General features: G+C 67.5%; 25 protein-coding genes. 18 read left to right on the forward strand and 7 right to left on the reverse strand.

The genetic code is table 11. From position 1 onward, the window contains the following. Positions 1 to 48: 48 nt before the first annotated feature. The 5 genes from AC07M8_RS06715 to AC07M8_RS06735 form a co-directional block, all read right to left on the reverse strand. Positions 49 to 363 carry a flagellar protein FlgN gene (locus AC07M8_RS06715; RefSeq protein WP_495173591.1) on the reverse strand — a complete coding sequence of 105 codons (315 nt, stop codon included), beginning with the start codon at positions 361 to 363 and terminating at the stop codon, positions 49 to 51. Beyond that, complete coding sequence (gene flgM / locus AC07M8_RS06720; RefSeq protein ID WP_495173592.1) at positions 356 to 661, reverse strand: flagellar biosynthesis anti-sigma factor FlgM; 306 nt, start codon at positions 659 to 661, stop codon at positions 356 to 358. Before flgM ends, AC07M8_RS06715 begins: the two co-directional genes overlap by 8 nt. A gap of 113 nt (positions 662 to 774) precedes the next feature. After that, positions 775 to 1290, reverse strand: a complete 516-nt coding sequence (locus tag AC07M8_RS06725; RefSeq protein WP_495173593.1) for a flagella basal body P-ring formation protein FlgA — start codon at positions 1288 to 1290, stop codon at positions 775 to 777. Continuing rightward, positions 1287 to 1808 carry a hypothetical protein gene (locus AC07M8_RS06730; RefSeq protein WP_495173594.1) on the reverse strand — a complete coding sequence of 174 codons (522 nt, stop codon included), beginning with the start codon at positions 1806 to 1808 and terminating at the stop codon, positions 1287 to 1289. Before AC07M8_RS06730 ends, AC07M8_RS06725 begins: the two co-directional genes overlap by 4 nt. Next, positions 1805 to 2461 (reverse strand): motility protein A, encoded by a 657-nt coding sequence (locus AC07M8_RS06735; RefSeq protein ID WP_495173595.1) that lies wholly within the window; start codon positions 2459 to 2461, stop codon positions 1805 to 1807. The genes AC07M8_RS06730 and AC07M8_RS06735 overlap by 4 nt, the downstream gene beginning before the upstream one ends. Positions 2462 to 2959: 498 nt before the next feature. Here AC07M8_RS06735 and flgB point away from each other — a divergent pair, with 498 nt between their 5' ends. From flgB to AC07M8_RS06800, 13 genes are all read left to right on the forward strand, one after another. After that, complete coding sequence (flgB, locus tag AC07M8_RS06740) at positions 2960 to 3307, forward strand: flagellar basal body rod protein FlgB (protein ID WP_267395497.1); 348 nt, start codon at positions 2960 to 2962, stop codon at positions 3305 to 3307. Positions 3308 to 3310: 3 nt separating this feature from the next. After that, positions 3311 to 3718, forward strand: a complete 408-nt coding sequence (gene flgC / locus AC07M8_RS06745; protein WP_267395474.1) for a flagellar basal body rod protein FlgC — start codon at positions 3311 to 3313, stop codon at positions 3716 to 3718. 2 nt (positions 3719 to 3720) lie between these two features. Next, positions 3721 to 4413, forward strand: a complete 693-nt coding sequence (locus tag AC07M8_RS06750; protein ID WP_495173596.1) for a flagellar hook assembly protein FlgD — start codon at positions 3721 to 3723, stop codon at positions 4411 to 4413. A 29-nt stretch (positions 4414 to 4442) separates the two neighbouring features. After that, entirely contained in the window at positions 4443 to 5729 is a 1287-nt protein-coding gene (locus AC07M8_RS06755) for a flagellar hook protein FlgE (RefSeq protein WP_495173597.1), read from the forward strand. A gap of 26 nt (positions 5730 to 5755) precedes the next feature. After that, entirely contained in the window at positions 5756 to 6508 is a 753-nt protein-coding gene (locus tag AC07M8_RS06760; RefSeq protein WP_267395471.1) for a flagellar basal body rod protein FlgF, read from the forward strand. A 12-nt stretch (positions 6509 to 6520) separates the two neighbouring features. Next, complete coding sequence (flgG, locus tag AC07M8_RS06765; protein WP_495173598.1) at positions 6521 to 7309, forward strand: flagellar basal-body rod protein FlgG; 789 nt, start codon at positions 6521 to 6523, stop codon at positions 7307 to 7309. A gap of 8 nt (positions 7310 to 7317) precedes the next feature. Then, positions 7318 to 8004, forward strand: a complete 687-nt coding sequence (locus AC07M8_RS06770; protein ID WP_495173599.1) for a flagellar basal body L-ring protein FlgH — start codon at positions 7318 to 7320, stop codon at positions 8002 to 8004. A gap of 11 nt (positions 8005 to 8015) precedes the next feature. After that, positions 8016 to 9107, forward strand: a complete 1092-nt coding sequence (locus AC07M8_RS06775) for a flagellar basal body P-ring protein FlgI (RefSeq protein WP_267395467.1) — start codon at positions 8016 to 8018, stop codon at positions 9105 to 9107. Next, positions 9104 to 9445 carry a rod-binding protein gene (locus tag AC07M8_RS06780; RefSeq protein WP_495173600.1) on the forward strand — a complete coding sequence of 114 codons (342 nt, stop codon included), beginning with the start codon at positions 9104 to 9106 and terminating at the stop codon, positions 9443 to 9445. Before AC07M8_RS06775 ends, AC07M8_RS06780 begins: the two co-directional genes overlap by 4 nt. Next, a complete protein-coding gene (gene flgK, locus AC07M8_RS06785) occupies positions 9442 to 10779 on the forward strand; it encodes a flagellar hook-associated protein FlgK (protein ID WP_495173601.1) in 1338 nt (445 codons plus the stop codon). The genes AC07M8_RS06780 and flgK overlap by 4 nt, the downstream gene beginning before the upstream one ends. A gap of 5 nt (positions 10780 to 10784) precedes the next feature. Then, a complete protein-coding gene (locus tag AC07M8_RS06790) occupies positions 10785 to 11687 on the forward strand; it encodes a flagellin N-terminal helical domain-containing protein (protein ID WP_495173602.1) in 903 nt (300 codons plus the stop codon). 237 nt (positions 11688 to 11924) lie between these two features. Continuing rightward, a complete protein-coding gene (gene motA, locus AC07M8_RS06795; RefSeq protein WP_495173603.1) occupies positions 11925 to 12788 on the forward strand; it encodes a flagellar motor stator protein MotA in 864 nt (287 codons plus the stop codon). Between the two features lie 16 nt (positions 12789 to 12804). Continuing rightward, on the forward strand, positions 12805 to 13710 hold the full coding sequence (locus AC07M8_RS06800; RefSeq protein ID WP_495173604.1) for a flagellar motor protein MotB: 906 nt from the start codon (positions 12805 to 12807) through the stop codon (positions 13708 to 13710). A 51-nt stretch (positions 13711 to 13761) separates the two neighbouring features. Here AC07M8_RS06800 and AC07M8_RS06805 read toward each other — a convergent pair whose 3' ends face one another. Next, positions 13762 to 14262 (reverse strand): Ros/MucR family transcriptional regulator, encoded by a 501-nt coding sequence (locus AC07M8_RS06805; protein ID WP_495173605.1) that lies wholly within the window; start codon positions 14260 to 14262, stop codon positions 13762 to 13764. A 283-nt stretch (positions 14263 to 14545) separates the two neighbouring features. Here AC07M8_RS06805 and AC07M8_RS06810 point away from each other — a divergent pair, with 283 nt between their 5' ends. After that, positions 14546 to 17806: a PAS domain S-box protein gene (locus tag AC07M8_RS06810; RefSeq protein WP_495173606.1), complete on the forward strand. Its 3261-nt coding sequence runs from the start codon at positions 14546 to 14548 to the stop codon at positions 17804 to 17806. A 40-nt stretch (positions 17807 to 17846) separates the two neighbouring features. Here the strand turns inward: AC07M8_RS06810 and AC07M8_RS06815 are convergent, their stop codons facing one another. Next, positions 17847 to 18935, reverse strand: coding sequence for a Gfo/Idh/MocA family protein (locus AC07M8_RS06815; protein ID WP_495173607.1), 1089 nt, complete (start codon positions 18933 to 18935; stop codon positions 17847 to 17849). Positions 18936 to 18965: 30 nt separating this feature from the next. Here AC07M8_RS06815 and AC07M8_RS06820 point away from each other — a divergent pair, with 30 nt between their 5' ends. The 4 genes from AC07M8_RS06820 (at position 18966) to AC07M8_RS06835 (ending at position 24753) form a co-directional block, all read left to right on the forward strand. After that, complete coding sequence (locus tag AC07M8_RS06820; protein ID WP_495173608.1) at positions 18966 to 19862, forward strand: aldo/keto reductase; 897 nt, start codon at positions 18966 to 18968, stop codon at positions 19860 to 19862. Continuing rightward, a complete protein-coding gene (locus AC07M8_RS06825; RefSeq protein ID WP_495173609.1) occupies positions 19859 to 20950 on the forward strand; it encodes an LLM class flavin-dependent oxidoreductase in 1092 nt (363 codons plus the stop codon). Before AC07M8_RS06820 ends, AC07M8_RS06825 begins: the two co-directional genes overlap by 4 nt. A gap of 120 nt (positions 20951 to 21070) precedes the next feature. Continuing rightward, positions 21071 to 22318: an MFS transporter gene (locus AC07M8_RS06830; protein ID WP_495173610.1), complete on the forward strand. Its 1248-nt coding sequence runs from the start codon at positions 21071 to 21073 to the stop codon at positions 22316 to 22318. 86 nt (positions 22319 to 22404) lie between these two features. Beyond that, positions 22405 to 24753 carry a TonB-dependent receptor gene (locus tag AC07M8_RS06835; RefSeq protein WP_495173611.1) on the forward strand — a complete coding sequence of 783 codons (2349 nt, stop codon included), beginning with the start codon at positions 22405 to 22407 and terminating at the stop codon, positions 24751 to 24753. The last annotated feature ends 10 nt before the right edge of the window (positions 24754 to 24763 follow it).

The following is a 24763-nucleotide window of genomic DNA, read 5'->3' on the forward strand; positions in this document are numbered from 1 at the left end:
AATCCTGGCCGGCAACGATCCCGGCGGTCGCGGCCGTCACCCTCGCGGTCAGGCGTAGGCCTTCACCAGCATCGGGCGGAAGCCGGCAGCGGCATCGCCGGTCAAGGTTTGCAGGCGGCGGCGAACATTTGCCGCCATCAGATTGACGTAGATCCGGCAGGTCTCGTTGAGGCGGTTGGCCTCTTCGGCCAGCTCGCGGATCTCGGGACCGGCGGGGCCGGTGCCGAGCGAGGCGATCGCCTCGATGCCGCTCAGCTTGTCACGCGTCGCGCGCTCGAGGCCGTTGACGTCATTGGCCTTGAGCGCGTCGATTTCCGCATGAAGGGCGTCGATCACCCGGATCAGCGCGTCGCGTTTATTCATGGCCGTCCCAGTTCATGCTGAGCGCGATCAGCCGATCGGCAATGGTCGCCGGCAGGATCGGAAAGGAGCCGTTGGCGATCGCCTTCCTGATCTCGGCGATACGATCCGAGTTGACCGGCGGCTCGGCGGCCAGCGCCTTGGCAATGCCGCTCAGCTGGACATCCGCCGCCACGCTGGCCGATGTCGCGCCCTGTTCGCCCTGCTGGACCACGGTCTCCACGACCGGCGTGGCCGCAGGCGCGGCGACGCGCGTGACGCTTCCACTTCCACTGAGCAATGAGCCGATCGATTCCACCATGTCCGCACCTTTTTGTTCTGGCTGACATGAGCATAAACGGTCGCCTTCTGGGCAAGTTTAGAAAAAAAGAATCGACACGGCGCGGACAGTAAAGCCCGCAGGGTCGCGATGGCTCAGTCGGACCAGCCTGGCAGGGTGGCGTGGCCGGTCTCGACCGCGATCGCCTGGACGGGGTTCTTGGCGTCGTCCACCTTGACCATGAAGCGGCCCCCCGGCGGGGCATCGCCCATCGCTACGCCCTCGCGGCTGATCGAGAAGCCCTCGGATCCCGCCTCGATCACCACCGGATCGCCGCGGCGGATCACCGGCAGCGCCTTGGGCTGGGCGATCACCGCCAGCGGAGCGGCGGCGGTGGGTGCGGTCGCCGGGCGGATCACCGGCACGAAGATGCGCCAGCTCGGCCCCGCGCACGACACCACCACCGCGTCATGCGCCTCGGTACGCCACGACAGCGATACCGTCGGGCAGGTGGCGAGCCGCAACCGTGGATCGATCGGGGTACGGGCGCCGCCTTCGGCGCCGACCGGCTTGCTGGTGAAGGCCGTCACCGCGCGGTCGAGCCCGGCGGTGTCCTGAAAGCTGTTCACGGTGCCCGCGCCGGCGAGCAGGAGGGTGAGGACGAAGATCATGGCGCTTCCTTGGTCTCGCCGGCGAAGGCGAGGGTAACCATCGCGGCGCGGCGGCCGGGACGGGTGGCGGTGGTGATGACGAGGCGGTGCGGGGCCACCGCAACGAGCACGGCGGCAACCGCACGCGCGCGATCGGCGGCGAGGATCGCGGCGCTGGCGGTGGCGCGATCGACATCGGCGGCGGTGCCGTCGACCGAGCCGGTGATGGTAAGGCTGACCCGCGGATCACGGACCGCCTCGCGCGCCCAGGCGATCAACGCCGCCGGATCTTCCGGCAGCGCCGCCGAGCCGCGGGCGAAATCGAGCATGCCCGCCGCCATTACCGGGATCGGTGCGGCCGGCTCGGCGGCGCTGGCGGCGAAGCGCTGGCGCAGGCTGGCGGCGAGGGCGCGGGGGTCGCTGTGCTGGCCGGCCTGGAGCAGCACGAAGAAGCCGACCAGCAGCAGCGCCAGATCGGCGAGCGTGATCAGCCACAAGGGCTTGCCCGGGGCGGGCGAGGGATAGCCGCTCTCGTTCATGCGACACTCTGCCACGGACGACGGATCGCCTCGCGCGGGGTTTCACGCAGCGCCAGCGCGACCAGCGGCGCCTCGATCCGGGTGCGTTCGAACGCCTCGACCCGGCCGGCCGCGCGCAGGCGGTTACACACCGGCATCAGCAGCAGGTTGGCGAACAGCGCACCATAAAGGGTTGCGAGCAGCGCGATCGCCATCGCCGCGCCGATCGCGCGCGGATCGCTCATCGTCGCAAACATCGTGGCAAGGCCCACCAGCGTGCCGACCATGCCCATCGCGGGCGCAGCCTCGGCGGCGCCGGACCAGACATCGGCGGCGGCGACATGGCGCTCGATGCGGGCGCGGCGGCGATGCTGGAGCAGCGCCTCGACGTCGCCGGCGCTGGCGCCATCGACGATCAGCGCGACCGCGGCGGCAATATCGGGATCAGCATTCACCACGCGATCCAGCGCGATGACGCCATGGCGCTTGGCGATCCGCGCCTGCGCGCTGATCTGGTCGAGCAGCGGCTCGGCGCTGAACGGCTGACGGCCGAGCGTGCGCAGCGCGCGCAGCGCGCGGCCGAGATCACGCGAGGGCGTCCGCAGCATGGTGGCAACGGCTGTGCCGCCACCGACGATGGCGAGCGCAAGCGGGTCGAAGAGCTGGGCGATCATCATGCGCGGGTACACAGCAAGTAACGGGCCAGTTTACCAAGTGGCGGGTGGGCGGTGGCGACGACGGTTCGGGTGGCTGCCCGAAAAGCTTCCCCCTGACCGTCATCCCAGCGAAAGCTGGGATCTCGTGAGAGGAGAGCAGGGCAGGTGCCGCAGGAGACCCCAGCTTTCGCTGGGGTGACGGCTTGCTGCTGGTGTGACGACTGATCGCTGGGATGACGGGCTAATGCCGGGCGGCAGACCATCCGCACAAGGCGTTACTGCCGGCCTGCACGTGCCTTGCGGCCACCGGCAACCACCTTGCTGCTTTCCCGGCAGCGCTTGCCGCCGACCGGCAGTGATTGCCGCCGACCGGCAACGGCTTGCCGCTTTGGCTGCCGGCCGTCTGCCGCCACGCCGGAATCGACGAAAATCGATGTTCCCCGCGTCTGGAATCGAAAACTGGCACGGCGGTTGCTTAGTCTCGGTTGCGCAATGGTGCGCTGGAGATTGGGGCCGATGGCCGCAGATAGCTTGTTCGGGGTTCACGGAGCCGCACTGGAAGTACGCTCGCAGCGTATGGGTGTGCTCGCGTCGAACATCGCCAACGCTTCCACCCCCGGGTTCAAGGCCCGTGACATCGATTTCAAGCAGGCGCTCGCGTCGGCCGAGAACGATGGCGGCGACCAGGGGATCAGCGCGGCGACCAAATATCGCGTGCCGCTGCAGACCTCGATGGATGGCAACACCGTCGAGCTCAACGAGGAGCAGACCGCCTTTGCCGAGAACGCCGTCCAGTATCAGACGACGCTGTCGTTCCTGAACGGGCGCATCGGCCAGATCAGCCGCGCGCTGAAGGGCGAATAAGTCATGGCCGATCCGATGAACATCTTCCAGGTCGCCGGCCGCGCGATGAGCGCGCAGCTGCTGCGGATGAACACCACCGCGTCCAACCTCGCCAATGTCGGTGGCACCGCCGGCTCGGCGGACGCCGCCTACAAGACGATGAAGCCGGTGTTCCGCACCAGCTTCGACGCCGCCAGCGGGCTCTCCACCGTCGATGTCGAGAAGATCGTCACCGCCGGCGAGGCGCCCACCAAGCGCTACGATCCGTCCAACCCGATGGCGGACAAGGATGGCAATATCTACGAGGCCGCCGTCGACGAGAGCCGTGAGCTCGTCGACATGATGGAGACGGCCCGCTCCTACCAGAACAACGTCGAGGTGATGAACACTGCCAAGCAGCTCACCATCGATACCCTCAAGCTGGGCCGCTGATCATGACCGATATCACAAGCACCACCGATTATGCCGCACTGGGCATCAAGACCACCGCGTCGGCCGCCGCCGCGAACGTCTCGACCACCGGCACCAAGACCACGCTCGACCAGAGCGATTTCCTGCAGCTGATGACCGCGCAGCTCAAGAACCAGGATCCGTTCGCGCCGGTCGATAACACCCAGATGGTCGCGCAGATGGCGCAGATGTCGAGCACCGCCGGCATCAGCGCGATGAACGCGACGCTCACCGGCATCGCCACCAAGCTCGGCACCACCAGCGCGTCGGATGCGATGAACTATGTCGGCAAGACCGTGCTCACCGCCGGCAAGACCGCCTATGAGCGCACCAGCGGCGGCATTGCCGGCGCGGTCGAGCTCGGCGCCGCCGCCACCGACGTCCAGGTGACGATCGCCGACTCCAACGGCAGCGTCGTCAAGACCATCCAGCTTGGCAAGCAGGACGCCGGCACCGTCACCTACGACTGGGACGGCAAGGACGACGCAGGCAACACCGTCGACGGCGGGCCCTACACCGTCACCGCGGATGCCGCCAACGGCTCCAAGACGGTGAGCGCGCAGAACCTCGTCTGGGCGCCGGTCGAATCCGCCTCGCTGCCCACCAGCGGCACCCCCACCCTCAACGTGACCGGCCTCGGCTCGGTCGATCCCTCCGCGATCCGCTCGGTCGCCTAACCCACCCCTTCGTCCCAGGAGCTACCCCGATGTCCTTCTACACCTCGCTGTCCGGCCTCCAGGCCTCGCAAACCGATATGTCGACGATCAGCCACAATCTGGCCAACGTCTCCACCACCGGCTTCAAGAAGAGCCGCACCGACTTTGCCGACGTGATCGCCTCGAGCGTCTCGACCGATCCGCGCAAGATGGTCGGCTCGGGCGTGGTCGTGAAGGCGACGACGCAGCAGTTCGCCGAGGGCAATCTCACCACCACCAGCAACGCGCTCGATCTCGCGCTGGTCGGCGAGGGCTTCTTCACGATGAAGACCACCGGCGTCTCGGATTCGACCACCTATACCCGCAACGGCAGCTTCTCGGTCGACTCCAACAACAACGTCGTCGACGCCCAGGGCAGCTATCTGATGGTCTACCCGGTCGACAGCGACGGCAACGTCACCGCAACCGGTGCCGACGGCCTCACCAACCTGCAGATCCAGCAGACCAGCGGTACGCCCAAGGCGACCAGCAACGTCGCCACCGCGGTGCAGATGTCGTCGACCTCCACCATCAAGGGCGCGACCGATTTCGATCGCACCGACACCACCACCTACAACAACTCGGTCGCCACCCGGATCTACGACGCCAACGGCAATCCGATGACGATGACCAATTACTACGTCCGCACCGCCGGTGGCGATGCCGCGGCAACCCCGCCGACCACCGGCACCTGGAACGTCTACACCTATGTCGGCGACCAGCTGATGACCCCCAAGGGCGCCACCACGCCCGGCCCGGTGACGCTGAGCTTCGACAACAAGGGTGCGCTCGCCAGCCCGGCCAGCCCCGCGCTCGAGTTCGAGCAGTTCGTGCCTGTCTCGGGCGCGGCCGCGCAGAACCTCAAGCTCGATCTCGCCAACTCCACCCAGCTGTCGTCGGCCTTCTCGGTCAACTCGAAGAGCCAGGACGGCGTCGCCGTCGGCCAGCTCGCCGGCGTCACCGTCAGCGATGCCGGCCTGATCCAGGCGAGCTTCTCCAACGGCGACGTGGTGCCGCTCGGCAAGGTCGCGCTGGCCAAGTTCTCGACGCCGTCGGGCCTGCGCCAGATCGGCAACAGCTATTGGGCCGCCACCGGCGTGTCGGGCACCGCGGTGCTCGGTTCGGCAAGCGCCGACGGCTTTGGTTCGCTGATGTCGGGCACCATCGAAGGCTCGAACGTCGACATCACCGAAGAGCTGGTCAACCTGATCGCGGCACAGCGCAACTTCCAGGCGAACGCCAAGGCGCTGGATACCGCGAGCCAGGTCTCGCAGACCATCTTCAACATCCGCAACTGATCACAAGCGGCGGCGCGGAGGCTTAGATGGACAAGTTGGTCTATACGGCGGCGACGGGGTTGCGGGCGCACATGGCGGCGCAGGCAGCGATCGCCAACAACATGGCGAACGTGTCCACCACCGGCTTTCGCGCCGACCGCGTGATGTTCGACCGGATCGAGCTGAAGGGCGGCGGCACCCAGCTGGAGGCACGCATGCCCACCAGCGAAGAGGTCACCGACGCCGATCGCAACCCGGGCACGATCCAGACCACCGGCCGCAGCCTTGATGTCGCCGTCACCGGCAACAACGATTGGCTCGCGGTGCAGGCGGCGGACGGCAGCGAGGCCTACACCCGCCGCGGCGACATGGAGGTCGCGCCCTCGGGCGTGCTCCAGACCGGCGACGGCTATATTGTCCAGGGCAGCGGCGGCCCGATCACCGTGCCGCCGCACGATTCACTGACGATCGCCGGCGACGGCACCGTCACCATCGTCCCCCAGGGCGGTGATCCCAAGAACCCGCAGGTGCTCGACCGGCTCAAGCTGGTCAGCGCCAAGGGCACAGATACGGTAAAGGGGCTCGACAATCTGCTGCGCGTGCGCGGCGGCGGCACCCTGCCGGAAAATATGGACGCCACCGTCCAGGCGGGGGCGCTGGAAGGCTCCAACGTCAACATGACGCAAGCGCTGGTCGACATGATCGAAAACCAGCGCGGCTATGAGGTTCAGGCGAACCTCATGAAATCGGCCAAGGATATGGACGAGAGCAGCACCTCAGTGATGCGTCTCCCGAGCTAAGGAAAAGACACGATGTCCTCCTCCGCCATGCACATCGCGCGCACCGGGCTTGATGCCCAGGATACGCGCATGCGGGTCATCTCGAACAACCTCGCCAACGTCAACACGACGGGGTTCAAGAAGGATCGCGCCGCGTTCGAGACGCTGTCGTACCAGACGATCACCGCGCCCGGCGCGCAGTCGACGTCCGAGACGAAATACGCCACCGGGCTCAACCTCGGCACCGGCGTGCGCATCCAGGGCACGTCGCGGATCGACACCCAGGGCTCGCTCCAGCAGACCGGCAACAGCTTCGATCTCGCGCTCGACGGCGATGGCTATTTCCAGGTCCAGCTGCCGGGCGGCAACCTCGGCTACACCCGCGCCGGCAACTTCTCGCGCTCGCCGGAAGGCCTGATGGTCACCTCCGAGGGCTATCAGGTGATGCCCGGCATCACCGTGCCGACCAACGCCACCTCGGTGACGATCGGTACCGACGGCACCGTCACCGCGCAGATCCCCGGGCAGACCGAGGGCACGACGCTGGGCCAGATCCAGGTCGCGAGCTTCCCCAACCCCACCGGGTTGCAGTCGACCGGTGACAATTACCTCACCGAGACCGCCTCGAGCGGCGCTGCCAACCTCGGCATCGCCGGCGAGGATGGCCGCGGCAACGTCCGCCAGGGTTCGCTCGAGGCGTCCAACGTCAACGTCGTCGAGGAGCTGGTCGACATGATCGAATGCCAGCGCGCCTATGAGGTCAATTCGAAGATGATCTCGGCGAGCGACGACATGCTCAAGAACCTGAACCAGAACCTGTGATCAGCACCATGCGCCTTGCCCTCTCGTTCCGTTCCGCGGCGGCCCTTGCCGGCCTGCTCGCCGTTGCCGCCCCGGCCGATGCCGGCGTGTTCGGCAAGAAGAAGCCGCCGGAGGATTTCACCGCGGTGCGCGCGCCGGCGGTGCCGGTGGCGGCGCCCGCCAACGGCTCGATCTTCCAGGCCAGCGACGGCTATGCCGCGCTGTACGAGGGCTGGCGCGCCCGCAAGGTGGGCGATCCGCTGACGATCGTGCTGGTGGAGCGCACCGCCGCGTCCAAGTCGGCGAGCTCCAAGCTCGATTCGTCGGGGTCGGGCAGCATCACTCCGCCCGCGACCGGCGCGCTCAGTCTGTTCAAGGGCACCGACGCGTCGATCAGCGGCGCGCGCAACTTCGATGGCAAGGGCGCGACCGACCAGGCGAACTCGCTCTCGGGCGAGGTTTCGGTCACCGTTGCCGAAGTCTATGCCAACGGCACCATGCTGGTGCAGGGCCAGAAGCGGGTGACGCTCAACCGCGGCGACGAGTTCGTCCGCATCAAGGGTATCGTCCGCACCGCCGATGTCGGTGCCGACAATCGCGTCCCCTCCACCCGGGTGGCGGACGCGCAGATTTCCTACACCGGCAAGGGCGATGTCGCCCGCGCGAGCCGCCAGGGCTGGCTCGGCCGCTTCTTCTCCGTCGTCAGCCCGTTTTGAGGCCCGCACCCATGCGCTTTCTCCTCTCGTTCCTCGCCGCGCTCGTGATCGCGAGCCCCGCGTCCGCCGATCGGATCAAGGATCTTGGCGGCTTCCAGGGCATTCGCGCCAACCAGCTCACCGGCTATGGCGTGGTCGTCGGCCTGCCCGGCACGGGCGACGACAATCTCGAATATACCGTGCAGTCGCTCAAAGCCGTCGCCTCTCGCTTCGGCCTGCAGCTGCCGGCGTCGGCCAACCCGGGGATGAAGAACGCTGCGGTGGTGATGATCACCGCCGAGCTGCCGCCCTTCGCCAAGCCGGGCCAGCGGCTCGACATCACCGTCGCCTCGATGGGCAAGGCCAAGAGCCTGCGCGGCGGCAGCCTGGTGCTGAGCCCGCTGCTCGGCGCCGACAACCAGATCTACGCGATGGCGCAGGGCAACCTTGCGGTCGGCGGGCTAGGCGCGGAAGGCGCCGACGGCTCCAAGATCGTCGTCAACATTCCCTCCACCGGCCGCATCCCCGAGGGCGCCACCGTCGAGCGCGCGGTCGCGACCGGGTTCGACACCGCGCCGAACCTTACCTTCAACCTCGCCCGTGCCGATTTCACCACCGCGCAGAATGTCGCCACCGCGATCAACCAGAAGCTCGGCTTCGGCACCGCCCAGGCGGTGGATGCGGTGTCGGTGGCCGTGCGTGCACCGCAGGGCGCCGACGTCCGCGCGACGCTGATGAGCACGATCGAGAACCTCGATGTCACCTCCGCGGAAGCCCCGGCGAAAGTAATTGTAAATGCGCGCACGGGTACGGTCGTTATCAATAGTGCGGTGAGGGTGAGCCCCGCCGCGGTGACGCACGGCAAGCTGACCGTGCGCATCGATGAGAACCAGCGGGTCAGCCAGCCGGCGCCGTTCAGCCAGGGCAAGACCGCGGTGGAGCAGCGCTCCAACGTGTCTGTCGAGGAGGAGAAGAAACCGATGTTCCTGCTCAATCCCGGCCCCAAGCTGGCCGACGTGGTCAAGGCCGTGAACGCGATCGGTGCATCGCCGGCCGATCTGGTCGCGATCCTCGAAGCCCTCAAGGAAGCCGGCGCGCTGCGCGCGGAGCTGATCGTCCTGTGAGCGACATTCCGGCCCTGGCGAGCGCGACTCCGGCGGTTCCGACCACCGGTATCTCGACCGACAACGCGCGCCTCAAGAGCGCCGACAACCTCAAGAAGGCCGGCCAGCAGTTCGAGGCGGTGTTCAACGGCATGATGCTCAAGAGCATGCGCCAGGCGAAACTGGCCGATCCGTTGTTCGACTCGAAGGCGCTGGATACCTTTTCCGAGATGCAGGACACCCGCCTCGCCCAGTCGATGGCGGAGCACACCCCGATCGGCATCGGCAAGGCGATGACCGATTTCCTGTCGAAATCTCAAGCTGATCTTAAGACAAATACGGCAGATCCGCCCAAATGAGCGACTTGCTCTCGATCGGCGCCTCGGGCGTCCGCGCCTATCAGACGGCGCTCTCCACCATTGGCGAGAATATCGCCAATGTGGGAACGACGGGCTATACCCGTCGCACCGTCAGCCTGTCCGAGGTGCCGGGCACGGGATCGATCAGCCAGTTCGGCGCCGGCAACGGCGTGCTCCTCTCGGCGGTCAACCGCGCGTCCGACACCTATGCGAGCACCGCGCTGCGCGCGACCACCGCCGATCTGTCGCGGACCACCAGCGGCGCAACCTGGCTCGACAAGATCCAGAGCGCGCTCACCGGCAACGAACTCACCACCCGCGTCACCTCCTTCTTCGCCTCGGCGCAGAGCCTGGCGGCCGAACCCGATTCGTCGGCGCTGCGCACCGGCGTGGTCAGTGCCGCCCAGTCGGCCGCAGTCGCCTTCACCGCGACCGGCCAGGCGTTCGACCAGATCAACGCCGACATGGATACCGCCGGCACCCAGGCGGCGACCGATCTCAATTCGCTCGGCGCCTCGCTCGCCCAGATCAACGACGGCCTCGGCCGCTCGCTGCCCGGCAGCACCGCTGCGGCGCAGCTGATGGACCAGCGCGACGTCATCCTCGGGCAGATGAGCCAGCTCGTCGACGTCAACGTCCAGACCGACACCTTCGGTCGCGTCACCGTCGGCATCGGCGGTGCCGCGGGCGATGCGTTCGTGAAGGGTAATCAGGCGGGCACCGTCAGCTACCAGCGCAACAATGATGGCACCGTCGGTTTCAACGTCGCCGTCAACGGCGTGGTCAACGTGCTCAGCCCCAACGGTGGCTCCACGGCGGGCATGATCGACGGCGCCCAGCGGGTCGCGGCGATCCGCCAGAACCTCAACGATGTTGCCACCGATTTCGTCAAGACGGTCAACGACAACCAGGCAGCCGGCGACGATCAGACCGGCACGCAGGGCAAGGCGCTGTTCGCCGCCGGCACCTCGCCGACCGACATGTCGGTGCTGCTCACCAACGGCAGCGACATCGCCGCCGCATCCACCGGCGGCGGCACGCGTGATGCGAGCAATCTCGCCGCGCTGCAGACGTCGCGCACCACCAAGGGCTACGAAGCCACGTTGACCGCGCTCGTCACCGACAATGCCACTGCCTACAAGCAGAAGAACACCATCGCCGACGCGCAAAGCGCGATCCGCGACGGTGCCGAAACCGCGCTGTCATCCAAGACCGGCGTCAACCTCGATTCGGAGGCGGTCGATCTGATGCGCTTCCAGCAGGCGTATTCGGCCTCGAGCCGGATCATCCAGGTCGCCCGCGATACCTTCCAGTCGATCCTCGATATCAGGTAACGGCCATGCAGATCTCCACCAGCCTGTTCTATGATTCGACGTCGCGTCGCCTGTCGGCGATGACGGAGAAGGCGACGCTGCTGCAGACGCAGATCGCGACCGGCAAGAAGGTGATCAACGCCTCCGACGATCCTGCCGCCGCGCAGCAGATCGCCGAGCTCAACCGCAAGGATGCCGACGCCGCCGTCTACGGCACCAATCTTACCACCGCCGATTCGCTGCTGACGCAGGCGGACAGCGTGCTGGGGCAGATCAACACCCAGCTGCAGCGCGCGGTGGAACTGACCACTCAGGCGGCGACCGGCACCCAGACCGATTCCAGCCGCAAGTTGATCGGGACCGAGCTTAGCTCGATCATCGATTCGATCGTCAGCCTCGCCAATACCAAGAACGTGCGCGGCCAGCCGCTGTTCGGCACGCCCGATGGCACTGCCGCGGTGACCCGCGATGCCACCACCGGGGCGATCAGCTATGCCACCACCAACGTCTCGGAGATCCCGATCGCCGACGGGCAGACGGTGCAGGCGACCGAAAGCGCCTCGCGGATCTTCGACATCGGCGGCGGCAAGGATACGCTGACGATGCTCAGCACGCTCGCCGCGGCGCTGACCAATGGCGGCGACGGCGCGAGCGACACCATCTCCTCGTCGCTGGACGATCTTACCAAGGCGACCGACCAGGTTTCCAACGTCCAGGCATCGGTCGGTGCGCGGGCGGCGCGGGTCGATCTGCAGCAGACGCTGCTGACCACCGCCAACACCGATCGCGAGGACCTGCGCTCGAGCCTCGAGGACGTCAATGTCACCGATGCGGTGGTCCAGCTCCAGCAGATGATGACGGCGCTGTCGGCGACCCAGGCGAGCTTCTCCAAGCTCTCCAGCCTGTCGCTGTTCGACTACATCAAGTAGCGCGTCCTTTCCGCTCGTGATCGGCGCCGTCGAGCAAGCTCGGCCGGCGCCGTGTGCGGTTAGTCGAGCGCGTCGGAGGCGAGCGGGCGGGTTGGCGAGCCAGGCGATGCACGCATCCGATACAGGCCGTCACATTCGGTTCAAACCGGCCCGGGCCGGTAACCACTTGTCCAGATAATCCGGTTAAGCCCGGGTTGAGCAAAGCCATCATCTGGCTGGCCTAACGGGGGTTTTTGCGTGTTTCCTGCAATCGGTCTGGTTGTCCTTCTCGCCATGGTGTTCGGCGGTTTTGCCATCACCGGCGGCGCGCTCGGCCCCGTCATGGAGGCGATCCCTCACGAGATGCTGATCATCGGCGGCGCCGCCGCCGGCGCGCTGATCATCGGCAATTCGGGCAACGAGCTGAAAGCGATGGGCAAGGGCCTGGGCAAGGTGTTCAAGGGCCCCAAGTACAAGAAGCAGGACTATCTCGACGTCATCTTCCTCGTCAGCAAGCTGATGAAGATGCTGCGGATGGATGGCCCGATCGCGCTCGAGCCGCATGTCGAGGATCCCAAGTCCTCCGCGGTGTTCGCGGAATATCCCCGCCTGCTCGCCGATTCGACGCTGATCAACCTGATCGCCGATACGCTGCGGCTGGTGGTCGTCTCGTCGGGCACGCTCGACGTCCATGCCGTCGAGGAGGTGATGGATCACTCGATCAAGACCCACCATCACGAGGTGGAAGGGCCGCACACCACGCTCAACAGCCTGGCCGATTCGCTGCCCGCGCTCGGCATCGTCGCCGCGGTGCTCGGCATCGTCAAGACGATGGGCTCGATCGACAAGCCGCCGGCGATCCTGGGGGGCATGATCGGCTCGGCGCTGGTCGGCACCTTCATGGGCGTGCTGCTCGCCTATGGCATCGTCTCGCCGCTCGCCGGCCGCCTCAAGCAGGTGATCGATGCCGACGGCGCGATCTACGACGTGGTCAAGCAGATCATCATCGCCTCGCTCCACGGCCACCCGCAGCCGCTGGTGATCGAGGCCGCGCGCTCCGGCATCGCCCACAAGAACCAGCCCGGTTTCGCCGAGGTGTTCGATGGCCTGCGCGGCAAGTAAGATGGGGGCTCGGTAAATGGCGCGCGCCGCTCCTCATGGGGCCAACCAGCCGCCCAAGATCGTCATCGTCAAGAAGATCATCCAGGGTGGGCACGGCGGCCATCACGGCGGTGCCTGGAAGGTCGCCTATGCCGATTTCGTGACCGCGATGATGGCCTTCTTCCTGCTGCTGTGGCTGCTCGGCGCCACCAACGAAAAGCAGCGCAAGGGCATCGCCGACTATTTCGCGCCGACCATCCTCGACAAGAAGTCGCTCGGGCTCGGCGGCAGCGGGGTGCTCGGTGGCGAATCGGTGATGAGCAACAACAAGCTCGGCCCCAAGGCGGCGAGCGCGCCGATCGCCTCGATGGGCATTCCTACCCAGAATGCCGGCGGCCAGCTGGCCGGCACCGGCGACAAGGGGTCGCTGCGCAATCCCAATGCGATGCAGGCCGATCGCAAGGCGTTCGAGGCGATCAAGCGCCGCCTCGAGGCGCAGATCCAGGGCTCGTCGCGGCTCGCCAAGCTTGCCAGCCACGTTCGCTTCGTGCCGACCCAGGATGGCCTGCGCATCGATCTGGTCGACGATGCCGATTATTCGATGTTCGCGCTCGGCACCACGGTGCTCGATGCGCGCGCCTCCGAATTGATCGGGATGATCGCCGGCACCATCGCCGGCACGCCCAACACGATCATGATCCGCGGCCACACCGACAGCGTGCCCTATGGCGACCCGCGCGCGATGAACAATTGGATGCTGTCGTCGGGGCGCGCCGAGGCGACGCGCCGCCGCTTGGCCTCGGGCGGCATTCCCGAGCAGCGGTTCGAGCGGATCGAAGGGGTGGCGGACCGCGAGCCGCTGATCACCAGCAACGCCATGGACCCGCGCAATCGACGGGTCGCGATCACCTTGCTCTATCGCAAGGGCAGTTTCGGCAGCTGAGCGGCCGGCCGATCATCGGACCTGCCTCGCCGAGGCAGGTCCGATGACGGATCAGGCTTCCTCGCCTTCGCCCTTGCGGGCGCGGCGCGGCGCGGCGCCGGCAGCCGGCGCATCGGTCTTGGTCCGCGCGCCCGGCTTGCGGCCAAGGCCGATCTTCTTGGCCATCGCGCGACGGCTTTCCGAATAGTTCTCGGCGACCATCGGGTAATCCGACTTCAGTCCATAACGGTCGCGATATTCCGCGGGCGTCATGCCATGAGTGGCGAGGTGGCGGCGCAAGGTCTTGTACGGCTTGCCGTCGATCATCGAGATGATATGATCTTTGGATGCCAAGGATTTACGTACCGATACAGCGGGCGTGTACTCGGTAACAGGCTGTGCCTCGGGGGCCGCATCGGTGGCGCCAAGCAGCGCCGACACCGTGTCGTGCATCTTGCCGAGAAAGGCGGGAACCTCTTCGGCCGAAGTACGGGTGTTGGGGTTGCCGAGCCAAGCAATCGTCAATTCGGTTGCTAGCTCTACGGCATTTAGGTCGGTGTTATCTTCAGTCATCGTTTGCTCCTTTGACCAGGGTCTGCCGTACGCGCCGATGACGTGACGTCAACCCCGCAGCAGGTCGTGGCTTTTCCAAAAATGGGCAAACGGCGAGAAAGTTTGTCAATTCTAACCTAAGTAACTGGATATTCTGGCAGATCACGCGTTCGATGTCTTATCGGCCAAGGAAGGTCGGCGATCACCGATCGACAGTGGGCGGAGTCGCCGAGCGCCAGTTGCAACCATTGCGCTATGGGAGCGTGCTGCAATATCAGCCACAGCGGGCAATTAGTTGAGCATCATGACACACACCGACGATCGCGACGCGCAGCGGATGGCGGCGCTGGCGCGCTACCAGGTGATGGACAGCCCCCGCGAAGCGGCGTTCGACGAGATTGCCGAACTGATCGCCGCGATCTGCGACGTGCCGATGGCCGTGATCAATTTCATCGATGACCATCGCCAGTTCTTCAAGGCGGAGGTCGGGCTGGGCGTCGACTGTACGCCGCTGGAAACCTCCTTCTGCGCCCATGCGCTGCTGCAGAACGATTTCCTGCTGGTGCCCGACACGCAGAACGATCCGCGCTTCGACTGCAACCCGCTGGTCACTGGCGACCCGCACATCCGCTTCTATGCCGGCGCGTTGCTCAAGACCGCCGATGGCGTGCCGATCGGTACCTTGTGCGTGCTCGACCGCAAGCCGCGAACCCTCACCGATCTTCAGCAACGCGCGCTGCGGGTGCTCGCGCGGCAGGTGATGGCGCAGCTCGATCAGCGCCTGACCCTGCAGCGCACCGCGATCGCCGAGGCGCGACAGCGCGCGATCGTCGACAGCGCACGCGATTTCGCGATCGTCGCGACCGATCTCGACGGGATCATCGCCGCATGGAGTCAGGGCGCCGAAGCGGTGCTCGGCTGGAGCGAGGCGGAGGCGGTGGGCGCCAGCGCCGCGCTGTTCTTCACCGAGGCCGATCGCGCCGCGGGTGTTCCCGCCAGGGAGATGCTCACCGCGCGCGTGGCGGGCCGCGCCGTCGACGAGCGCTGGCACCAGCGCAAGAACGGCGAGCAATTCTGGGCGAGCGGCGAGCTCGCGCCGCTCAACGACGAGGCGGGCCGTCACATTGGCTACGTCAAGATCCTGCGCGACCGCACCGAGCAGCATCTCGCCGGCCAGGCGCTCGAAGAGGCGCAGCGCAACCTCGGCCGCGCGCAGGCGGCGGGCGGCGTCGGCGTCTTCCACGTCGGGGTCGACGGCCTGCTCCACGCCACGCCCGAATTCTTCCGGCTGTATGGTCTCGAGGCGAGCGACACGCTCCCCGCGGCGATGTTCGAGGCGCTGATCATCCCCGAAGACCGGCATCTGATCTCCACCGCAGCGTCACGCGGCGAGGGAACGGTGCCGCTCGACGTCGAATATCGGATCCGTCGCGCCGATACCGGCGAGCTGCGCTGGATCGCGCGCAAGGGCGAGATCCTGAGCGACGAGGCGGGCGTGCCGGTGCGCTTCGCCGGCGTCGCGCGCGACATCACCGAGGCGCGGGTCGCGCGCGACGCGCTGGCGCGCAGCGAGGAACGCTATCGTGCGCTGTTCAACGCGATCGACGACGGCTTCTGCATCATCGAGTTCTTCGACGGTCCCGACGGGCCGCTCAGCGACTATGTCCATGTCGACGCCAATCCCGGCTACGAGCGCCACACCGGGATCGGCAACATCGTCGGCCGCACGGTGCGCGAGCTGGCGCCGACCGAGGCCGACGATTGGGTGGCGCTATACGGCGAGGTGCTGCGGACCGGCGAGCCGATCCGGTTCGAGCGCTGGTTCGAGGCGGCGGGGCGGCACATCGAGGTGTCCGCGGCGCGGGTCGAGCCCGCCAGCCGGCAGCAGGTGTCAGTGCTGTTCCGCAACGTCGAGGATCGCCGCCGGGCCGAGGCGCTCGCGCGCGAGAACATCGATCGCGTCCAGCTCGCGCTGTCGGCCGGCGCGATCGTCGGCACCTGGTTCTGGGATTTGCAGACCGACCGCTTCAGGGTGGACGAGGGCTTCGCGCGCGCGTTCGGGCTCGATCCCGCGCTCGGCCGCGAGGGGTTGAGCCTGCGCCAGGTGGTGGAGACCGTCCATCCCGATGATCAGGAAGGGTTGGCCGATGCGATCGCCGAGGTGATCGCGCGCGGCGGCGCCTATGCCCATCAATATCGCGTGCTCCGCCCGGACGGGCGCTATTACTGGATCGAGGCCAACGGCCGGGTCGATCATGCGCCGGACGGCACGCCGCTGATGTTCCCGGGCGTGCTACTCGATGTCGAGGAGCGGCGCACCGTCGAGCGTGAGCGCGACCGGGCGACGACGGCGCTGCGCGCGCTCAACGAGACGCTCGAACAGCGCGTCGCCGAGCGCACCGCCGAGCTGATGCAGGCCGAAGAGGCGCTCCGCCAGGCGCAGAAGATGGAGAGCGTCGGCCAGCTCACCGGTGGCATCGCGCATGATTTCAACAACATGCTGACGGGCGTGATCGGCAGCCTCGATCTGATCCAGCGCAACCTCGCCAAGGGCCGGATGGAACCGGTCCACCGCTATATCGAAGCCGCCAACACCTCGGCGCAGCGTGCCGCGGCGCTGACGGCGCGGCTGCTCGCCTTCGGGCGCCGGCAATCGCTCGATCTCCAGCCCGCCGACGTCAACGCGCTGGTCGCCGGCATGGCGGACATGCTTCACCGCACGCTGGGCGAGCAGGTGTCGCTGGAGATCCACCCGGCCGCATCGCTGTGGGCGGCGCGCACCGACGCCAACCAGCTCGAAAGCGCCTTGCTCAACCTGTGCATCAACGCGCGCGACGCGATGCCGGGCGGCGGCAAGCTGATCATCGAGACCACCAACACCGTGCTCGACGAGCGCTATGTCCGCCTGCATCATGATCTCGACGCGGGCGATTACGTCGTGCTGTCTGTCACCGATACCGGCACCGGCATGGCCGCCGAGACGATCGAGAAGGTGTTCGAGCCGTTCTTCACCACCAAGCCGGTGGGGCAGGGCACCGGCCTCGGCCTGTCGATGATCTACGGCTTCGCACGCCAATCCGGCGGCCATGTCCGCATCTACAGCGAGCTCGGCCAGGGCACGACGGTGAAACTCTACCTGCCGCGCTTCAACGGCGATGTGGAGGCCAGGCTGATCGACGAAGGGGATGCCCCGCGGGGCGCCGGCGAGACGGTGCTGGTGGTGGAGGACGATCCGTCGGTGCGGATGATCGTGCTCGAGGTGCTGGCCGAGCTCGGCTATGGCGCGATCGAGGCGGTGGATGCGCCGTCGGCGATCCCGATCCTTCATTCCGACCGCGCAATCGACCTGCTCGTCACCGATGTCGGGCTGCCGGGGATGAACGGGCGGCAGCTGGCCGAGGTGGCGCGCCAGTCGCGGCCCGATCTCAAGGTCCTGTTCGTCACCGGCTATGCACAGAATGCCGCGGTGCGCAGCGGCTTCCTCGATGCGGGCATGGAGATGATGACCAAGCCGTTCGCGATCGAGGCGCTGGCGACCAAATTGCGCGAGATGCTGGGGGAGTGAGGAAGGGGCGGGGCGTGCAACCCGCCCTTCTGGCCGTCGCTCAGAACCCCAATTCGCTCATCGTCACCACCCGGTGCTCGCGTGCGCTGATCTCCGCGGCAACGCCGATCGCGACCGCGCGCAGCCCGTCCTCGGCGGTCACCTGCACCGGCCCCTCGCCGCGTACCGCCGCGGCAAAGGCAAGGTGCTGGTAATAGGTCGCGCCTTCGTGCGAGCCGGCGGCGTGCGCGGTTTCGTCCACCGCCACTCGGCTGCGCTCGACCTGCTTGTCGCCGAGGAAGCCGACCCGCGGCGAGAACACCAGGTCGCCCGGCGGGATCAGCACGTCGAGCCGCGCGGCATCGCCGGTCGCGCTCATCTCCTCCTGATGCTCGGCGCCATCGGCGAACATCGACAGGTCGAGCATCGCGCGCACCCCGTTGGCGAAATCGACGGTGGTGAAGCTGTTGTCGATGATATCGGGCCGCGCGCCATCGTAGCGTTCGTCGAGATGGTTCACGTCCATCGCGCCCGAGCAATAGACGCGCACCGGCTCCGACTGGACGATCAGCCGCATCAGATCGAAGAAATGGCAGCATTTCTCCACCATCGTGCCGCCGGTATTGCGGGCGAAGCGGTTCCAGTCGCCCACCTTGGCGAGGAACGGGAAGCGATGCTCGCGGATCGAAAGCATCTGCAGCCGCCCGACGCGGCCGCCATGAACCTGGTCGATGAAGGCGGCGGCCGGCGGCATGAAGCGATATTCCATGCCGGTCCAGAACGGCCGGTCGCGCCCGCCCGCCTGGGCGACGATCCAGCGCGCATCGTCCAGCGTCGTCGCCAGCGGCTTTTCGCACAGGATCGCGGCATCCATCGCAAACAAGGGCTCGAGCACGGCGCGGTGGGTGTGGTTGGGCGAGGCGATCACGATCGCGTCGACCTCGGCGTGACGGGCGAAGTCGGCGACGCTGTCGTAGCTGGTGACCCCGTCAGCCTTGTCGCCCAGCGCATCGCGCGCCCAGCCGAGCGAGGTCGCGACCGGATCGGCGAGCGCCACCACCTCGGCGCCGGGGACGAGCGCGATGTTGCGGAGGTGCTCCACCCCCATCATCCCCGTTCCCACCACGCCATACCGTATCGCGGCTACCATCGCATCCGTCCCTATGCCATGTCGCCGACCATGACGACGATCCGCCTCTCACGCGAACCCCGCCCGCTCGGCAAGAGCGATCTCCTTGTCTCGCCCATAGCCTGGGGCATGTGGCGACTCGCCGGCGTCGACACGCCCGGTGTGCGCGCGCTGATCGATGCGGCGCTGGAGGCGGGAATTTCCCTGTTCGACACCGCCGACATCTACGGCTGCGACGTCCCCGCCGGCTTCGGCTCGGCGGAAGTGCTGTTCGGCCAGGCGCTGGCCGAGGCGCCGGACCTGCGCGCGCACATGGTGATCGCCACCAAGGGCGGCATTCGCCCCGGCATTCCGTACAATTCCGGCACCGACTATCTGAACGCGGCGCTCGACGATTCGCTCGCCCGCCTCCAGGTCGAGCAGGTCGATCTCTACCAGATCCACCGCCGCGATTTCCTCACCCACCCCCAGGAAGTCGCCGCCGCGCTCGATGCGATGGTCGCGTCCGGCAAGGTTCGCCATGTCGGCGTTTCCAACTACAGCCCTGCCGAGTTCGATGCGCTGCAGGCCTTCCTCGGTCGGCCGATCGTCAGCACCCAGCCCGAATTCTCGCCGCTGCACAGCGCGCCCTTGTTCGACGGCACGCTGGATCAGGCGATGCGGCTCGGCGTTGCCGTGCTCGCCTGGTCGCCGCTCGGCGGCGGCCGGCTGGCCGATGGCGGCCACCCGGCGGCGCAGGCGCTCGCGGCGCACGGCCAGCGCTACGAAGTCGATGCGGCCACCGCCGCGCTCGCCTGGGCGATGGCGCATCCGGCGAGGATCATCCCGATCGTCGGCTCGCAGACGCCCTCGCGCATTCGCGCCGCTGCGGATGCCTGTCGGGTCGAATGGACCCGCGCGCAATGGTATGAGGTGCTGCAGGCCGGGATGGGCGAGACGCTGCCATGACCATGCTGCCGCCCTGCGAGATCAGCTGGTTCTCGGCGTTGTGCGACGACGATTACGAGTTCCTCGGCCAGCCCGATGCCAGGCTGCAATCGAGCTGGGCGCATTGCCGCGACATCGTCATGCAGGCCGAAACGGGCGGCTTCGACAATGTCCTGCTGCCGTCGGGCTATGCGCTCGGCATCGATACCACCGCCTTTGCCGCCGGCATGGCGCCGTTGCTCGCGCGGATGCGGATGCTGATGGCGGTGCGGATCGGCGAAAGCTGGCCGCCGCAGCTCGCGCGCCAGATCGCGACCATCGACCAGATGATGGGCGCGGGCCCCGGCGGGCTCGCCCGGCTGGCGATCAACATCATCTCCAGCGACCTGCCCGGCGAGACGCTGGCGAGCGGCCCGCGCTATGCCCGCACGCTTGAGGCGATGACCATCCTGCGCACCCTGCTCGACCGTCAGCCGCTCGATCACCGCGGCGAGTTCTGGCAGCTCGCGCTCGATCCGCCGCGGGTCGGGACCGTCTCGGGCCGCTGCCCGCCGCTCTATTTCGGCGGCCTCTCGGATGCGGCGCGTGACGCCGCGGCCCAGGGCTGCGACGTTTATCTGATGTGGCCCGACACGATGGAGGGGGTGCGCGGCATCGTCGCCGACATGCGCGCTCGCGCCGCCACCCATGGCCGCACCCTCAAGTTCGGCTATCGCGTCCACGTGATCGTCCGCGACACCGAGGAGGAGGCGCGCGCCGCCGCCGACCGGCTGCTGTCGAAGCTCGACGATGCCACCGGCGATGCGATTCGTTCGCGCTCGCTCGATTCGCAATCGGCCGGGGTCCGCCGCCAGGCCGAGCTGCGCGAGGAGGCCGCGCGTCAGGATGGCTATGCCGAGGCCAATCTGTGGACCGGGATCGGCCGCGCCCGCTCGGGCTGCGGCGCCGCGATCGTCGGCAACCCCGATCAGGTGCTCGCCAAGCTCGACGCCTATCGCGCCGAGGGGATCGATGCCTTCATCCTCTCGGGCTATCCCCATGCCGCCGAGGCCGATCTGTTCGCACGCCACGTGCTGCCGCGGATCGACCACGCGCCGCTCGCGGTGTGACCACCCCGGCCCGCTCCTGGCCGGCGCGGGGGAACCGGGCCTGCCACCGTGGCGTAGAAAAACTGCCTCGCCGGCAGGGGGCCCCGGCGGCCATGCGCACGGCATGAACGGACACACGCGTTGAGAACGGTCGCCCAGCTCAGTCCCCGCCATCGCGGCTTGCTGTTCGCGCTGGTGATCACCGCGGGCGTGCTCAACCTGGTCGATCGCCAGATCATCGCCGTGCTCAAGCCGGTGATCGCCGCCGATCTCGGCTGGAGCGACAATGATTACGGCACGCTCGCCGCCTGGTTCCAGACCGGCGCGGCGATCGGCTTCCTGTTCAGCGGCTGGATCGCCGACAAGCTCGGGGTCAAATGGGCCAATCCGCTCGGCGTCGCGGCGTGGAGCATCGCGGCGCTGCTCCACGGCTGGGCGCGGACCATGGTGGAGTTCACCGCCGTCCGCGTCGCGCTCGGCGCGACCGAGGCGATGGGCACGCCGACCGGTACCAAGACCGTGGCCGCGGTGCTGGCGGCGCGCTGGCGCTCGACCGGTTATGGCGCGAGCAATGCCGCAAGCAGCCTCGGCGCGATCCTCGCGCCACTGGCGATCCCCGCCGCGGCGATCTGGCTCGGCTGGCGTGGCACCTTCGCCGCGGCGGGCGTGTTCGGCCTCGGCTGGGCCGCGGTGTGGCTGGTCACCACCCGCGGCGTCACCTTTACCGCCGCCACGACCCACGCACCACTCGTCATCGCCGACGGCCCGATCCTGCGCGATCGGCGCACCTGGGCGGTCGCCGGCGCCAAGATCCTGTCGGACGCCACCTGGTGGCTGCTGCTGTTCTGGCTGCCCGATTTCTTCCACCGCCAGTTCGGCATCGCCGGTGTCGCGCTGGGCGTGCCGCTCGCGATCGCTTATGGCGGCGCCGCGATCGGTTCGCTGCTCGGCGGCAGCGTCTCCACTCGGCTGCTCGGGCGTGGCTACAGCGTCAACGGGGTGCGTAAGGGGATCATGCTGGTCGCCGCGCTCGCGGTGCTGCCGATCCCGCTGGCGCTGCTCACCCACAGCTATCCGCTCGCGATCGCGCTGATGGCGCTCGCGCTCGCCGGTCACCAGGCTTTTTCCACCAATGTGTTCGCGATGATAGCCGATATCGTGCCGCAACGCCGCGTCGGCCGCGTCACCTCCTTCGGCTCCTTCTGCGGCAACGTCGGCGGAATCGGCATTGCCAAGGTCGCCGGTCTCACCCTTGCCGCCGGCCTCGGCTATCTGCCGCTGCTGCTGTTCGCGAGCGTCGCCTATCTTGCCGCGTTGGGCTGGATCCAGCTGCTGCTGCCGCGACTGCGGCCGCTACGGGATGACGGCGACACCCTCGACGCGGTATAAAGCGGCGCTGTCGACCGGGCATCCGCTTCTTTATACCCTAGCGGGGGAGGGGGAATTAGAACCGGCGACGATTAGAGGGGGATTTGATGACCGCCACACGCCTGTTCGCGTTGCTTGCGACCACCAGCATGATTGCCGCCGCGCCGGCGCTAGCGCAGGACGCGCCCGCGGGCCAGGCGGAGGCCACCCAGCCGCCTTCCACCCAGCCGCCTTCCACCCAACAGGCGCCGGCGGCAAACACCGCGGCCGACGGCGACATCGTCGTCACCGCGCGGTTCCGCAACGAATCGCTCCAGCAGGTGCCGATCGCGATCACCGCGGTCAGCGGCACCTCGCTCGCCGAGCGCCAGCTCAACAACGTCGAGGCGATCAGCGCCTCGATCCCCTCGGTCGGTTTCCGCAGCGGCGCGTCCAACAAGGACCGCACGATCTTCATCCGCGGCATCGGCACCATCACCACCTCGCCCGGCGTCGAGCCGTCGGTCTCCACCGTGCTCGACGGCGTGGTGCTCAGCCGCCCCGGCCAGTCGACGCTCGATCTCGGCGAGGTCGAGCGGGTCGAGGTGCTGCGCGGGCCGCAGGGCACGTTGTTCGGCAAGAACGCCTCGGCCGGCGTGGTCAACATCGTCACCCGCAACCCCACCGACGAGTTCCATGCGTTCGGGGAGGCCGGTGCCACCACCGACGAGGAATATCGGATCAAGGCCGGCGTCTCCGGCGCGCTGATCCCGGGCAAGCTGCAGGCGCTGATCGGTGGGCTGTACAGCGACTGGGACGGCAACATCCGCAACGTCACCACCGGCCACGACGTCAATGGCTCGCGCCGTTACGGAGTGCGCGCCAAGATCGTCGCGACCCCGTTCGACGCGCTGAAGCTCACCGCTATCGGTGATTATCTCAACACCTATGAGACGACGACCGGCACCTTCGCCTCGACCGCGCAGATCGCCTTCCCGACCGGGGTGATCAACAATTCCGCGCCGCTCGCCGCCGTGCTGGCGGGGGCAGGGGTGACGGCATCGCCATCCAACCGGCTCACCGCGACCAACATCGACGTCAACGTCCATGACGAGAATTACGGCGGCTCGCTGACCGGCGAGCTGTCGCTCGGCGGCTATACCGTCACCTCGATCACTGCCTGGCGCCAGTGGCTCAACCACCAGCAGCAGGATTACGATGGCCTGCCGACGCTCACCACCGGCTTCCCGGCGGGGCTGGACGACGGCACCGTCAACAGCAAGCAATTTTCGCAGGAACTGCGCCTCGCCTCGCCACGCGGCGGGCTGATCGATTATGTGGTCGGCGCCTATTATCTCCACGGCACGACCGATGAGCGCTACCAGCGCGCGATCACCACGCTTGCCGGCACCACCCAGACATCGACTACCGGCGTCGCCAATTACGGCGTGACCGACAACAATTATGCGCTGTTCGGCGAGGCAAACATCAACTTCACCAAGGCGTTCCGCGCCATCGCCGGCTACCGCTCGACATGGGACGACCTGTCCTATTATCACGTCCGTACCTCGAGCAACGATCCCACCAACAGCGGTGCGGCGGCGCTCGATCGGCCGGGCATCCGCGCTTACCACAACACCAGCGGCAGCACCGATCGTCGCGGCGACAGCTATCGCCTCGGCCTGCAGCTCGATCTCGGCACCAATGCGCAGACCTATTTCACCTATTCGCGCGGCTACAAGGGGCCGGCGTACAACGTCTATTTCAACATGCGCTCGCTCAACGCCACCACCCCGCTCGACGAGGTGCCGCTGAGCCCGGAGACGTCCAATTCCTATGAGGTCGGCCTCAAGGGCAGCACCGCGGATCGCGCGCTGAGCTACAGCCTCGCCGTCTATACGACGACCTTCGACGGCTATCAGGCGAACTTCAACGACGTCGTCGGCGGCGCCCAGGTATCGCGGCTGATCAACGCCGGTTCGGTGCGCTCGCGCGGCGTCGAAGCGGACGTGACGCTGCGCCCGACCAAGGGCTTCACCATCGACCTGTCCGGCGCCTACACCGATGCCGAGGTGCGCAATTTCCTCTGCCCCGCCGGCGCGCCGGTGAGCTGCAACATCAACGGCCAGCCGCTGCCTTACGCCCCCAAGGTCAAGCTGTACGAGAATGCCGCCTATCGCTTCCCGGTGACCGACACTCTGTCGCTGGAGCTGCAGAGCGACGTCAGCTTCAGCAGCAAGGTGCAATATTCGCTGAGCGAAACCCCCAACACGGTGCAGCCGGCCTATGCGATCTGGAACGCCAGTGTCGCGGTGATCCGCCCCGGCGACGGCTGGCAGCTGCGCGCCTATGTAAAGAACATCGCCAACACCTCCTACGCCAGCTTCCTCGCGCCCGGCACCTTTGCGGGCACCGTCCGCTTCGTGCCGCGCGACGACAGGCGCTACGCCGGGCTGCTGCTGCGCAAGGACTTCTGAAGGATGCAGG

It is taken from the genome of Sphingomonas sp. GW821-FHT09E03 (genome assembly GCF_059416225.1).

Coding starts and splice junctions, on each gene's coding strand:
- AC07M8_RS06760 (WP_267395471.1), top strand. CDS start 5,756: ATGGACAAGTTGGTCTATACGGCGGCGACGGGGTTGCGGGCGCACATG.
- flgK (WP_495173601.1), top strand. CDS start 9,442: ATGAGCGACTTGCTCTCGATCGGCGCCTCGGGCGTCCGCGCCTATCAG.
- AC07M8_RS06715 (WP_495173591.1), bottom strand. CDS start 363: ATGAATAAACGCGACGCGCTGATCCGGGTGATCGACGCCCTTCATGCG.
- flgB (WP_267395497.1), top strand. CDS start 2,960: ATGGCCGCAGATAGCTTGTTCGGGGTTCACGGAGCCGCACTGGAAGTA.
- AC07M8_RS06800 (WP_495173604.1), top strand. CDS start 12,805: ATGGCGCGCGCCGCTCCTCATGGGGCCAACCAGCCGCCCAAGATCGTC.
- AC07M8_RS06805 (WP_495173605.1), bottom strand. CDS start 14,262: ATGACTGAAGATAACACCGACCTAAATGCCGTAGAGCTAGCAACCGAA.
- AC07M8_RS06835 (WP_495173611.1), top strand. CDS start 22,405: ATGACCGCCACACGCCTGTTCGCGTTGCTTGCGACCACCAGCATGATT.
- flgG (WP_495173598.1), top strand. CDS start 6,521: ATGTCCTCCTCCGCCATGCACATCGCGCGCACCGGGCTTGATGCCCAG.
- AC07M8_RS06820 (WP_495173608.1), top strand. CDS start 18,966: ATGACGACGATCCGCCTCTCACGCGAACCCCGCCCGCTCGGCAAGAGC.
- AC07M8_RS06725 (WP_495173593.1), bottom strand. CDS start 1,290: ATGATCTTCGTCCTCACCCTCCTGCTCGCCGGCGCGGGCACCGTGAAC.
- AC07M8_RS06755 (WP_495173597.1), top strand. CDS start 4,443: ATGTCCTTCTACACCTCGCTGTCCGGCCTCCAGGCCTCGCAAACCGAT.
- flgC (WP_267395474.1), top strand. CDS start 3,311: ATGGCCGATCCGATGAACATCTTCCAGGTCGCCGGCCGCGCGATGAGC.
- AC07M8_RS06825 (WP_495173609.1), top strand. CDS start 19,859: ATGACCATGCTGCCGCCCTGCGAGATCAGCTGGTTCTCGGCGTTGTGC.
- AC07M8_RS06815 (WP_495173607.1), bottom strand. CDS start 18,935: ATGGTAGCCGCGATACGGTATGGCGTGGTGGGAACGGGGATGATGGGG.
- AC07M8_RS06775 (WP_267395467.1), top strand. CDS start 8,016: ATGCGCTTTCTCCTCTCGTTCCTCGCCGCGCTCGTGATCGCGAGCCCC.
- AC07M8_RS06810 (WP_495173606.1), top strand. CDS start 14,546: ATGACACACACCGACGATCGCGACGCGCAGCGGATGGCGGCGCTGGCG.
- AC07M8_RS06750 (WP_495173596.1), top strand. CDS start 3,721: ATGACCGATATCACAAGCACCACCGATTATGCCGCACTGGGCATCAAG.
- AC07M8_RS06735 (WP_495173595.1), bottom strand. CDS start 2,461: ATGATCGCCCAGCTCTTCGACCCGCTTGCGCTCGCCATCGTCGGTGGC.
- AC07M8_RS06730 (WP_495173594.1), bottom strand. CDS start 1,808: ATGAACGAGAGCGGCTATCCCTCGCCCGCCCCGGGCAAGCCCTTGTGG.
- AC07M8_RS06770 (WP_495173599.1), top strand. CDS start 7,318: ATGCGCCTTGCCCTCTCGTTCCGTTCCGCGGCGGCCCTTGCCGGCCTG.
- flgM (WP_495173592.1), bottom strand. CDS start 661: ATGGTGGAATCGATCGGCTCATTGCTCAGTGGAAGTGGAAGCGTCACG.
- AC07M8_RS06790 (WP_495173602.1), top strand. CDS start 10,785: ATGCAGATCTCCACCAGCCTGTTCTATGATTCGACGTCGCGTCGCCTG.